We start from the raw sequence: 12,069 nt of genomic DNA on the forward strand, positions 1-12,069 counted from the left end.
TCTTCCCCGGTCGAAGAGCTGAATGGATGATGGTGAGGGCTCCCCATTGATGAACATCATCGACCGCCGCCTGAACCCGCAGGGCAAGAGCCTGGCCAACCGCCAGCGCTTCCTTCGCCGTGCGAAGGAGCAGGTCGTCAAGGCGGTGCGCGAAGCGTCCGGCAAGCGCGGCATCCAGGACATCGAGAGCGGCGACAAGATCAGCATCTCCACCGGCGGCGTGCGGGAGCCCTCGCTGCACCGGGCCGGCTCGGGCGGCGTGCGCGACTATGTCGTGCCCGGCAACAAGCAGTATGTGGAAGGCGACACCATCCCGCGGCCCGAGCAGGGCGGCGGGCGCGGCAACGAGGGCAGCCCGGATGGCGACGGGGAGGATGATTTCCGCTTCGTCCTCTCCCGCGAGGAGTTCCTGGACATCTTCCTGGAAGACCTCGAACTGCCCGATCTGGTGAAGCAGAAGGTCAAGCAGTCGGAATCCCACTCGCTGACGCGGGCCGGCTATTCGGTGTCGGGATCGCCCGCCAATCTCAACCTCGTGCGCACCATGCGCAACAGCCTGTCGCGCCGCATCGCGCTGAAGCGGCCGAAGGCGTCGGAGATGACGGAGCTGGAGGAGGAGATCGCCGCGCTGGAGGAGAGCGGGGCGGATCCGGACCGGTTGCAGGAGCTGCGCCACGCGCTGGAACGCCACGTCTTCCGCGCCCGGCGCATCCCCTTCATCGACCCGATCGACGTCCGCTACAACCGCTTCGAGACGGTGCCGAAGCCGATCGCCCAGGCGGTGATGTTCTGCCTGATGGACGTGTCGGGCTCGATGACCGAGCACATGAAGGACCTCGCCAAGCGCTTCTTCATGCTGCTCTACCTGTTCCTGAAGCGGCGCTACCGGTCGGTCGACATCGTCTTCATCCGCCACACCCACGAGGCCAAGGAGGTGGACGAGGAGACGTTCTTCTATTCCACCGAGACCGGCGGCACCGTGGTGTCGACGGCGCTGGAGGAGATGAAGCGCATCGTCGCCGAGCGCTACCCCGACAACGAGTGGAACATCTACGCGGCCCAGGCGTCGGACGGCGACAACATGTCGTCGGACAACGCCCGCTCGGCCGCCCTGCTGCGCGACCAGATCCTGCCGCTCTGCCAGTATTTCGCCTACATCGAGGTGGCGGCCGAGCACAACATGGGGTTGTCGGCGCTGGGCCGCGAGACCGAGCTGTGGCGCACCTACAAGCTGGTGCAGCGGCCCGACCTGCCGCTCGCCATGCGCCGCGTCCGCTCGCGCCGCGAAATCTTCCCCGTATTCCGCGACCTTTTCGCCCGCGAAAAGGCCGGCGCCTGAGGAGGGCGACGCCCATGACCACCGTCATCGCCAAGCCCGAGGGCCTGCTGTATCAGGGTGCCGACTGGGATTACGACAAGATCAAGCGCGTCTACGACGCGATCGACACCATCGCGTCGAAGGAGATGGGGCTCAGCACCTACCCCAACCAGATCGAGGTGATCACCGCCGAGCAGATGCTCGATGCCTACTCCTCGATCGGCATGCCGTTGATGTACAAGCACTGGTCCTTCGGCAAGCATTTCGCGCGCGACGAGATGCTCTACCGCAAGGGCCTGCGCGGCCTCGCCTACGAGATCGTCATCAATTCCAGCCCCTGCATCAGCTACATCATGGAAGAGAACACCATGACGATGCAGACGCTGGTGATCGCCCACGCCGCATTCGGGCACAATCATTTCTTCAAGAACAACCAGCTCTTCCTGCAATGGACGGACGCGGAGGGCATCCTCGACTATCTGGAGTTCGCCAAGAGCTTCATCTCGCAGTGCGAGGACCGCTACGGCCTGCCGGCGGTGGAGCGGGTGCTGGACGCCGCCCACGCCATCATGAACCAGGGCGTGCACAAATACCCCAAGAAGCGCCCGCTCGACCTTCGGCTGGAGCAGAAGCGGGAGCGTGAGCGCCAGGAGTACCAGGAGCAGACCTTCAACGACCTGTGGCGCACGGTGCCCAAGCCGACGGGATCACGCCAGGGCTCGCGCAGCGCGTCGGAACGGCGCAAGCTGCTCGGCCTGCCCGAGGAGAACCTGCTGTATTTCCTGGAGAAGAAGGCGCCGCGGCTGGAGCACTGGCAGCGCGAGCTTCTCCGCATCGTCCGCCACATCGCGCAGTATTTCTACCCTCAGAAGCAAACCAAGCTGATGAACGAGGGCTGCGCCACCTACACCCACTACACGATCATGAACCGTCTGCACGAGAAGGGGATGATCGACGAGGGGGCGATGCTGGAGTTCCTGCATTCGCACACCTCGGTGGTGTTCCAGCCGGAATTCGACGACCCGCGCTTCTCGGGCATCAACCCCTACGCACTGGGCTTCGCGATGATGCAGGACATCCAGCGCATCTGCGAGAACCCGACCGACGAGGACCGCCAGTGGTTCCCCGACATCGCCGGTCGCGGCGACGGGATGGGGGCGCTGCGCGAGGCGTGGGCCAACTACCGCGACGAGAGCTTTGTGCTCCAGTACCTCAGCCCGCACCTGATCCGCAAACTGAAGCTGTTCTCGGTGCGCGACGACAGCGAGGACCCGTATCTGCTGGTGGACACCATCCACAACGAGCGCGGCTACCGGCAGATCCGCCGCATGCTGGCCCGCCAGTACGACCTCGGCTATCTGGAGCCGGACATCCAGGTCGTGGACGTCGACCTCGCCGGCGACCGCAAGCTGATCCTCAACCACCGCGTCACCAACGGCGTGCTGCTGGACGAGGCCGATGCCAAGGCGGTGCTCCGCCACATCGCCAACCTCTGGGGCTACGAGGTGCAGCTGGTCGAGGTGTCCTCGGTGTCGGAGGCGGTGCTGAAGGAGCACGCCGTCACCGCCCCGAGCGCCGCGCTGACCTGACGCAACGTCGCGCCCTGCGCCCTGTTGATCCGCCAGGGAATGACAGGAGCGACGCATGAAGGTCCGCGATCTGATGACCCGCGACGTGCAGGTGGTGTCGCCGAACGACACCATCCGGCGCGCCGCGGCGCTGATGGACGAGCTGAACATCGGCTCGCTGCCGGTGTGCGACGGGGAGCGGCTGGTCGGTATGGTGACCGACCGCGACATCACCGTGCGCGCCACGTCAGTCGGGCTGGGGCCCGACGACGCGACGGTCTCGTCGGTCATGACCGACGCGCCGACCGTCTGCTACGAGGACGACCCCATGATCGAGGTCACCCGCGTGATGGGTGACCGGCAGATCCGGCGCCTGCCGGTGATCGACGGGCAGAAGCGCCTGGTCGGCATCGTGGCGCTGGGCGATCTGGCGACCGACGCCAAGGATGACGCCGCGGTGCACACGGCGCTCGACGAAATCTCCCAACCTTCGCAACCCGACCGGTGAGGACCGCCGCCATGGACGACACCCGAATCCGCGACCGCGCCTACGAGCTGTGGGAAAGCGAAGGCCGCCCCGACGGCCGGCACGAGGAGCATTGGCACCAGGCACGGCGTGAGCTGGACGGGGAGGGCGCCTCGTCCGCCGCGGACAGCGCCGCCGACAGCGCCCCGGGCCCGGACGCCGGCATCCCGGTGCCTGGCAACGCCAGCCAGGACAGCCTGCACGAGGCGGCAGAACGCTTCCGCGACATGGACCGGGAGCAGCGCAAGGCCGACGCCGGGACGGCCTCGACGCCCTGACCGGACCGACGGAAGCGCCGGTACGGCCCCGGCCTCAGCCTCCCCGCACCCGCAGGCCGCTCATGATCAGCGCGATGTGCTGATCGGCGATCTGTTGCGGGGTGAGGGGGCCGTCGGGGCGGTACCAGCGGGCGATCCAGCTCAGCGCGCCCGCCAGCATGAAGGCGGCGACCTTGGCGTCGCAGGGCACGATCTCCCCCGCCTCGATTCCGCGCTGGATCAGGCTGCGGAACTTGGCGTCGATGCCGCGCTTCAGCGTGCGCAGCGTGCGCCGGCTTTCCGCGTTCAGCGGTTCCTCGCCGACACGGATCAGGCACATGCCGAAGTCCATCGTCACGATCTCCGCGTATTTGTGCATGACGGCGATCAGCTCGTCATAGACGGACCCGCCGGAGCCGATGACCTCGTTCGCCGCCTCCTCCATGAGTTCGAGGCCCATGCGGGCGCACTCGAACAGGATCTCCTCCTTGTTCTTCACGTAATAGTAGATGGTCGGCTTGCTGACGTTGAGGCGGCGGGCGATGTCGTCCAGCGAGGTGGCGTGGTAGCCGGTCTCGTTGAACGCCTGCGCCGCCACCGTCAGAACGGCGATGCGCTTCGCCTCCCGCTCGCTCTGCCGGTCGCCGGCGGCCTTCCACGGCGAATCCGTCATGGTCCGTCCTCTTCCCCCGCCGCGCGGTGCGGCATATTGTTCGTTCATCATACCATTGACGGCGCGAATTGAAACCGTTATCCTACTCCCCGGTAACATGGCTTCCCGGCAGTAAACGCCGGGACGGCCCATAAGAAAGCAATCGGGGAGGAGTTCGTGGGCGAGCCGACCGCACCGGTCCTGTTGTCGCGCGACGGCGCGGTTTCGACGATCCGCTTCAACCGGCCCTCCGTCCTCAACGCGCTCGACGAACCCACCGCGGCGGCCTTCCGCGACGCCTGCCGCGCGGTGGCGGAGGACGGCACGCGGGTGCTGGTGATCGCCGGCAACGGGCGCGGCTTCATGGCCGGCGGCGACCTCGCCCGCTTCCGCGCCGACGGGGCGGCGGACATCGCCCGCACCATCATCGAGGCCCTGCACGAGGGGCTGATGATCCTCGACCGGCTGGAGGCGCCGGTGATCGCCTCGGTCCATGGACCGGTGGCCGGGGCGGGGATGAGCGTCGCCATGGCAACCGACCTCTGCATCGCCGCCGACGATGCCAAGTTCACGCTGGCCTACGCCCGCATCGGCACCACGCCGGACGGCTCCAGCACCTACAACCTGCCGCGGCTGGTCGGGCTGCGCCGGGCGATGGAGATCGCGCTACTGGCCGACACCATCGACGCGTCGGACGCGCTGCGCCTCGGCCTCGTCAACCGGGTGGTGCCGGCGGCGGCGTTGGCGGAGGAGACGGCGGCGCTGGCCGCCCGTCTGGCCGCCGGTCCCACCCGCGCCTACGCCGGCATCCGCCGGCTGCTGCGGCAATCCTGGACCAGCGGGCTGGAAAGCCAGCTCGCGGCGGAAGCCGACGCCTTCTGCGCGTCCGCCGGGACGGAGGATTTCAAGGAGGGGATCGAGGCCTTCTTCGGCAAGCGGCGGGCGGACTTCCATGGGCGCTGACGCCGCACCCGCCACCCCGGTCCTGGAGGTCGAGAACCTCTCCCTGTCCTTCGGCGGCATCCGCGCGCTGAACGGGGTAAGCTTCGCGGTGCAGCCGGGCTCCATCACCTCGGTCATCGGCCCCAACGGGGCCGGCAAGACCTCGCTCTTCAACAGCATCTCGGGCTTCTACAAGTCCACCGGCACGGTGCGGGTGGACGGCAAGCCCATCGACCACCTGCACCCGCCGGAGCGCGCGAAGCTCGGCCTCGCCCGCAGCTTCCAGAACATCGCGCTGTTCCGCGGCATGACGGTGCTCGACAACATCAAGCTCGGCCGCCACGCCCACATGAAGACCGGGCTGCTCGACGCGCTGTTCTATTTTGGCCGCGCCCGGCGGGAGGAGGTGGAACTGCGCCGCGAGGTCGAGGAGCGCATCATCGACTTCCTGGAGATCGACCACATCCGCAAGGCGCCGGTCGCCTCCTTGCCCTACGGCCTGCAGAAGCGGGTGGAGTTGGCCCGCGCGCTCGCCATGCGGCCGCGGCTGCTGATGCTGGACGAGCCGGTCGCCGGCATGAACCGCGAGGAGACGGAGGACATGGCCCGCTTCATCCTCGACGTGCGCGAGGAATGGGGCGTGCCGGTGCTGATGGTCGAGCACGACATGGGCATGGTGATGGACATCTCCGACCATGTGGTCGTGCTCAACTTCGGGCAGATGATCGCCCAGGGCACCCCGCGGGAGGTTCAGGCCAACCCGGAGGTCGCCGCCGCCTATCTCGGCACCGGTGACGTCGCCGACCTGCGTCGCCGCGTCGCCGCCGAGACCCGCCTTCCCGAGACGCGGGAGGTGGCGTGATGGAGATGGACTGGCTGCTGCTGGCGGAGGTCAGCCTGGCCGGGCTCGGCACCGGCGGGCTCTACGCGCTGACCGCGCTGGCCTTCGTCATCATCTACAAGGCCACCCGCGTAGTGAACCTCGCCATCGGCGAGATCCTGATGCTGGGCGCCTACGCCTTCTTCGGGCTGGCCGCCGGCTGGGCGCTGCCCTGGTGGGTGGCGGCGCTGGGGGCGCTGGCGGTGGCGGGCGTCTTCGGCGCGGTGGTCGAGCGCACCATCATCCGCCCGATGCTGGGGGAAAGCCCGATCTCCGTCTTCATGGTCACGGTGGGGCTGGGCAGCATGCTGGTGGGGGTGGTCGAGCTGATCTGGACCGCCGACCCGCACCGCCTGCCGGAGTTCATGCCCAACACGCCGATCCTGATCGGCGATGCCTTCCTGGCGCCCAAGATCGGCTACGGCTTCATGGTCGCCGCGGCGGTGATCGCCGTCTTCGTGCTGCTGTTCCGCTTCTGGCGCGGCGGGGTGGCGCTGCGCGCCACGGCCAGCGATCAGGCGGCGGCCTATTCGGTGGGCATCAACGTGCCGGGCGTCTTCTCGCTGGCCTGGATCGTCGCCTGCATGGTGGCGGCGGGGGCCGGCATCCTGGTGGGTTCCATCGGCGGCATCAGCTCAACCATGGGGGTGTTCGGGCTGTCGGTGCTGGTGGTGGTGATCGTCGGCGGGCTGGACAGCGTGCCGGGCGCGCTGGTGGCCGGGCTGCTGGTCGGTCTGGTCGAAGCACTCGCCGGGGCCTATCTGGGCGGCGAGTTCAAGCTGCTGGCGACCTTCTCCCTGCTGGTGGCGGTGCTGATGGTGCACCCCTACGGCCTGTTCGGCACCCGCGAGATCGAGAGGCTCTGAGGCCATGCGCATCGCCACCGCCAAGGAGACCTACGCCGCCGACGAGGCGCTGTTCGACACCGCCGTGCAGCGGGTGTGGTTCGCGATCCTGCTGGCGGCGCTCGCCCTCTTCCCCTTCCTGGCCGACCAGTACTGGCTGTTCCTGGCCGGGCTGGCGGCGATCAACGTGATCAGCGTCACCGGGCTCAACATCCTCACCGGCTACACCGGTCTGGTCAGCCTGGGGCAGGCCGCCTTCATGGGGGTGGGGGCCTACACCGTCGCCGTCATGGAGGCGCGGCTGGGCACGCCGGTGCTGCTCAACCTCTTGGGTGGCGGCCTCGTCGCCGCCGGGGTGGGGATGGTCTTTGGGCTGCCCAGCCTGCGGGTGAAGGGGCTGTACCTCGCCATCGCCACCATCGCCGCCTCCTTCATCCTGCATTTCGTCTTCGCCAACTGGACGTCGGTGACGCGCGGTGTGTCGGGCATCAACGTGCCGCCGGCCGCGTTCTTCGGCATGGCGCTCGACACGCCCTTCAAGCTCTACTGGCTGATCATGCCGATCACGGTGCTGCTTCTGCTGGGGGCGGCCAACCTGTTCCGCACGCGGGTGGGGCGGGCCTTCATCGCCGTGCGCGACCGCGACATCTCGGCCGAGGTGCTGGGCATCCCGCTCTTGCGCACGAAGCTGACCAGCTTCGCGCTGGCGTCCTTCTACGCCGGGGTGGCCGGGGGTCTGTGGGCCTATTTCTTCCGGGTGGTGACGCCGGAGAGCTTTCCGCTGCTGCTGTCCATCTTCCTCTTGGCGGCGATCATCGTCGGCGGCATGGGGACCATCCTCGGCGGCATCCTGGGTGCCGTCTTCATGACGCTGGTGCCGGAGTTCCTGAAGCTGCTGGTCGGCTTCGTCACCCCGGTCTGGCCGGACGCGGCGGTGCATCTGTCGCCGGTGCGCACGGTGGTGTTCGGCGCGATGATCGTTGGCTTCCTGATCTTCGAGCCGCAGGGTCTCGCCGAGATGTGGCGGCGCACCCGGCGCTTCTTCCATCTCTGGCCTTTCAAGACGTGACCATACAAACGACAGGGGAGGAACGGCTATGCTCACCATGACGCGGCGGGGATTCGGGGGTCTGGCGCTGGGGGCCGGGGCGGCGGCGGCGCTGCCGTTCGGCGGCGGGGCCTGGGCGCAGGGGGCCGACATCGTGCTCGGCGGCTCGATCCCGATGACCGGGGTCTTCGCCTTCGCCGGCATCGGCATCCACGCCGGCATTTCCGACTATGTGAAGATCGTCAACGACGCCGGCGGCATCAAAGGCCGCAAGCTGCGCTTCGCCTTCGAGGACACCGCCTACAAGGTCGATGCCTCCGTCGCCGTCTTCAACAAGCTGGTGGCGCAGGAGAAGCCGACCCTCTACTACGGCGACAGCACCGGCTTCTCCAAGACCATCAACCCGGAGCTGGAGCGCAACGGCGGCATGATCATGGCCGGTGCGTCCTTCGCGTCGGAACTCAACGACCCGAAGAAGTTCCCGCTGCAATTCATGGCCGGTCCCGACTACACCGAGATGGTCGGCATCCTGCTGCGCTACATCGCGAAGGAGAAGCCGGGGGCGAAGGTCGCCTTCGTCCATTCCGACACCGAGTTCGGCCGCGACCCCATCGCCACGTCCGAGAAGAAGGCGGTCGAGCAGGGGCTGAAGGTGGTGGAGAAGATCGTCACCCCGCCCGGCAGCGTCGACATCTCCACCGAGGTGCTGAAGCTGCGCCGCGCCGCACCCGACTTCACCATCTTCCACGGCTACGTGATGGCCCCGATCCCGGAGTTCATCGCCCAGGCCAAGCAGATGGGCATGACCAGCCGCTTCATGGGCACCTTCTGGAGCATGGACAACTCCATGGTCCAGAAGATGGGCGATCTGGCCGACGGCTTCATGGGTGTCATGCCCTACCGCTACTACTACGACACGGAGGGCAACGCGCCGATGCTGGCGAAGATCCGCCAGATGCGGCCCGAATACCAGTCCACCGCCTACATGCAGGGCTTCCTGACCGCCATGCTGATGACCGAGGCGGTCAAGCGCACGCTGGAATCCGGCCAGGATCTGAACGGCAAGACGCTGAAGGCGTCGCTGAACTCCATCAAGGATTTCGACACCGGCGGCATCATCGGCGTGCCGATCTCCATCCCCGGCAACAGCATCCCGGTGGGGCGCATCTACCGCGCCGACGTTCAGAAGAAGCTGATGGTCCCGGCCTCGGACTGGATCAAGCTGGAGGCGTGATCGCGGGCGTTCCACGTTTACGCGCTGCGCCCCCACCCCGACCCTCCCCCATCTTGCGACGGGGGAGGGCTTGGTGGGGGCTCACCTCGACCACTCCCCACCCCACCCCCGGAGCCACCCCGCCCATGACCGCGGCCCCGATCCTCGAGGTCACCAACATCGAGGTCATCTACAAGAAGACCATCCAGGTGCTGCGCGGCCTGTCGCTGGCGGTGCCGAAGGGGGAGATCGTGGCCCTGCTCGGCTCCAACGGGGCGGGCAAGTCCACCACGCTGAAGGCCGTCTCCAACCTGTTGTCGCTGGAGAACGGGGCGGTCAGCGCCGGCTCCATCCGCTTCGCCGGCACCGACGTGTCGACCCTGCGCCCGCACGAGCTGGTGCGTTCCGGCCTTTTCCATGTGATGGAGGGCCGCCGCATCTTCGAGGATCTGACGGTGGACGAGAACCTCGTCGCCGCCACCTACGCCCGCACCGGTTCCGCCGCCGCCCGCTTCGATCTGGTCTACGAGTATTTCCCCAACCTGCACACCCGCCGCGGCGTGCGCGCCGGCTACCTGTCGGGTGGCGAGCAGCAGATGCTGGCCATCGGCCGCGCGCTGGTGGCGGAGCCGCAGCTCATCCTGCTGGACGAGCCGTCGCTGGGCCTGTCGCCCAAGCTGGTGGAGGAGATCTTCACCATCATCGCCCGCATCAACGCCGAGCAGCGCGTCTCCATGCTGCTGGTGGAGCAGAACGCCGCCATCGCCTTCGCCGTCGCCAACTACGGCTACATCATGGAATCCGGCCGCATCGTCATCGACGGTCCGGTCGAGCGGCTGACCCGCGACCAGGACGTGCGCGAGTTCTACCTGGGCCTGGGCGGGGAGGGCGGGGCCAGGAGCTACCGCGACATCAAACACTACAAGCGCCGCAAACGGTGGCTGTCATGACCGCACCGACGATCCACGAACACGGGCTTCCCGAACTCACCCTTCCCCAGATGCTGCGCGAGCAGGCGCGCCGGCAGCCCGGCCGCGTCGCCCTGCGCCAGAAGGAGTTCGGCATCTGGAACCCCGTCACCTGGGGCCGTTACTTCGAGCGCGCCCGCGACTTCGGGCTGGGGCTGCTGGCGCTCGGCCTGTCGGAGCCGGGGCATGTCGGCATCCTCGCCGAGAACCGGCAGGAATGGGTGTTCGCGCAGCTCGGCTGCGGCATCGTGCGGGCGGTCGCCATCGGCGTCTACTCCACCAGCCCGGCGAACGAGGTGGCCTATGTGCTGGGCCACGCCGACGCGGAGTTCGTGGTCTGCGAGGACCAGGAGCAGGCCGACAAGGTGCTGGAGTGCTGGGACCAGCTTCCCCGCCTCAAGCGCATCATCGTCATGGACATGGACGGGCTGCGCCGCACCAGCCCCGACCGCGTCATCGGCTTCGAGGCGGTGGAGCGGCTGGGGGCGGAGCTGCACGCGCGGGAGCCGGGCCGCGCCGACGCGCTGATCGACATCCAGCGGCTCGATGACATCGCGCTGATGATCTACACCTCGGGCTCCACCGGCAAGCCCAAGGGGGCGATGCTCAGCTACGTCAACATCCGGGCGGTCGCCCCCGGCCTGATCGAGCGGCTGGGGATGACGGCGGACAGCACGCACCTGTCCTATCTGCCGCTCTGCCATGTGGCGGAGCAGATGCTGACCAACTTCGCGCCGATCTATCTCGGCTCCACCGTCAATTTCGGCGAGTCCATCCGCACGGTGCAGGAGGATCTGCGGGAGGTGGCGCCCAGCGTCTTCCTCGGCGTGCCGCGCATCTGGGAAAAGCTGCACTCCGCCATCGCCATCAAGATCGGGGAGGCCGGGGGCCTGCGACGCCGCCTGTTCGAGCGCGCCATGGCGGCGTGCGAGCCGTGGGCGGAGACGGAGCCGGCGAAACGGCCCCTCGCGGCCCGCCTGACCTTCGGGTTCTGGTACTGGCTGGTGTTCCGCGCGCTCCAGAACTACATCGGTCTGCGCAATGCCCGTGTGGTGATGACCGGGGCCGCCCCCATCTCGCCGCGCATCGTGCGTTTCTTCCGAACGCTGGGCGTGCCGCTGGTGGAGGTCTACGGCCTCACCGAGACCTCGGGCATGGTGACGGGGCAGTATCTGTCCCAGCGCGTGCCTGGCTGCGTCGGCCCCGCCATCCTGGGTGCCGACGCGCGGGTGGGCGAGCATGGCGAACTGCTGATCCGCTCCGGCGCCGTCTTCGCCGGCTATTACAAGAACCCGGAGGCGACGGCCCAGAGCATCCGCGACGGCTGGCTGCACACCGGCGACGTGGTGGAGCTGGTGGACGGGCAGTTCCGCGTGGTGGACCGGCTGAAGGACATCATGATCACCGCGGGCGGCAAGAACCTCAGCCCGTCGGAGATCGAGAACGCGGCGAAGTCCAGCCCCTACATCAAGGAATGCATCGTCATCGGCGAATCCCGCCGCTACGTCTCCGCCCTCATCCAGATCGACGGGGAGACGGTGGGCCAGTGGGCGGAGGAGCAGGGCATCCCCTACACCCATTTCCGCAGCCTGGCCGAACACCCCGCCGTGCGCGAGCTGGTCCAGCGCGAGATCGACGAGGCCAACGCCGGCCTGGCCCCGGTCTCCCACATCCGCAAGTTCCACTTGCTGACCAAGGAGCTGGACCACGACGACGACGAGGTGACGGCGACGATGAAGGTCCGCCGCTCCAACATCCAGACGAAATACGCCGCCGAGATCGAGGCGCTGTACTGACCCTCTCCCCACCGGGGAGAGGGCTTTCCATGACCAACCCCACCCCCCTGGAGACC

12 protein-coding genes are annotated in these 12,069 nt (G+C 67.9%); 11 read left to right on the forward strand and 1 reads right to left on the reverse strand.

The genetic code is table 11. The features are described 5' to 3' along the window. The first annotated feature begins 49 nt into the window (after positions 1–49). The 4 genes from HL658_RS32640 to HL658_RS32655 are packed head-to-tail and all read left to right on the forward strand — an operon-like array spanning position 50 to position 3,690. Positions 50–1,339 carry a YeaH/YhbH family protein gene (locus tag HL658_RS32640; RefSeq protein ID WP_180286533.1) on the forward strand — a complete coding sequence of 430 codons (1,290 nt, stop codon included), beginning with the start codon at positions 50–52 and terminating at the stop codon, positions 1,337–1,339. Positions 1,340–1,353: 14 nt separating this feature from the next. After that, positions 1,354–2,907 carry a SpoVR family protein gene (locus tag HL658_RS32645; protein ID WP_180286513.1) on the forward strand — a complete coding sequence of 518 codons (1,554 nt, stop codon included), beginning with the start codon at positions 1,354–1,356 and terminating at the stop codon, positions 2,905–2,907. A gap of 55 nt (positions 2,908–2,962) precedes the next feature. Next, positions 2,963–3,394, forward strand: coding sequence for a CBS domain-containing protein (locus tag HL658_RS32650; RefSeq protein WP_180286512.1), 432 nt, complete (start codon positions 2,963–2,965; stop codon positions 3,392–3,394). 11 nt (positions 3,395–3,405) lie between these two features. Next, positions 3,406–3,690, forward strand: coding sequence for a DUF2934 domain-containing protein (locus HL658_RS32655; protein ID WP_180286511.1), 285 nt, complete (start codon positions 3,406–3,408; stop codon positions 3,688–3,690). A 34-nt stretch (positions 3,691–3,724) separates the two neighbouring features. Here HL658_RS32655 and HL658_RS32660 read toward each other — a convergent pair whose 3' ends face one another. After that, entirely contained in the window at positions 3,725–4,342 is a 618-nt protein-coding gene (locus HL658_RS32660; RefSeq protein WP_180286510.1) for a TetR/AcrR family transcriptional regulator, read from the reverse strand. 156 nt (positions 4,343–4,498) lie between these two features. Between HL658_RS32660 and HL658_RS32665 the strand changes: the two genes are divergently transcribed. The 7 genes from HL658_RS32665 to HL658_RS32695 all read left to right on the forward strand — a co-directional run bounded on the left by HL658_RS32665 (position 4,499) and on the right by HL658_RS32695 (position 12,013). After that, positions 4,499–5,284 carry an enoyl-CoA hydratase-related protein gene (locus tag HL658_RS32665; protein WP_180286509.1) on the forward strand — a complete coding sequence of 262 codons (786 nt, stop codon included), beginning with the start codon at positions 4,499–4,501 and terminating at the stop codon, positions 5,282–5,284. Next, complete coding sequence (locus tag HL658_RS32670; protein ID WP_180286508.1) at positions 5,274–6,125, forward strand: ABC transporter ATP-binding protein; 852 nt, start codon at positions 5,274–5,276, stop codon at positions 6,123–6,125. The genes HL658_RS32665 and HL658_RS32670 overlap by 11 nt, the downstream gene beginning before the upstream one ends. Beyond that, on the forward strand, positions 6,125–7,009 hold the full coding sequence (locus HL658_RS32675; protein ID WP_180286507.1) for a branched-chain amino acid ABC transporter permease: 885 nt from the start codon (positions 6,125–6,127) through the stop codon (positions 7,007–7,009). The genes HL658_RS32670 and HL658_RS32675 overlap by 1 nt, the downstream gene beginning before the upstream one ends. Positions 7,010–7,013: 4 nt before the next feature. Beyond that, the gene (locus tag HL658_RS32680) at positions 7,014–8,057 is read left to right on the forward strand and encodes a branched-chain amino acid ABC transporter permease (RefSeq protein ID WP_180286506.1); all 1,044 of its coding nucleotides are present in this window, start codon (positions 7,014–7,016) and stop codon (positions 8,055–8,057) included. Between the two features lie 28 nt (positions 8,058–8,085). Next, on the forward strand, positions 8,086–9,270 hold the full coding sequence (locus HL658_RS32685) for an ABC transporter substrate-binding protein (RefSeq protein WP_211109911.1): 1,185 nt from the start codon (positions 8,086–8,088) through the stop codon (positions 9,268–9,270). A gap of 125 nt (positions 9,271–9,395) precedes the next feature. After that, positions 9,396–10,199, forward strand: a complete 804-nt coding sequence (locus tag HL658_RS32690) for an ABC transporter ATP-binding protein (RefSeq protein WP_180286505.1) — start codon at positions 9,396–9,398, stop codon at positions 10,197–10,199. Then, the gene (locus HL658_RS32695) at positions 10,196–12,013 is read left to right on the forward strand and encodes an AMP-dependent synthetase/ligase (RefSeq protein ID WP_180286504.1); all 1,818 of its coding nucleotides are present in this window, start codon (positions 10,196–10,198) and stop codon (positions 12,011–12,013) included. The genes HL658_RS32690 and HL658_RS32695 overlap by 4 nt, the downstream gene beginning before the upstream one ends. Positions 12,014–12,069 lie beyond the last annotated feature (56 nt).

Source organism: Azospirillum oleiclasticum, assembly GCF_013423485.1.
GTDB classification, from domain to species: domain Bacteria; phylum Pseudomonadota; class Alphaproteobacteria; order Azospirillales; family Azospirillaceae; genus Azospirillum; species Azospirillum oleiclasticum.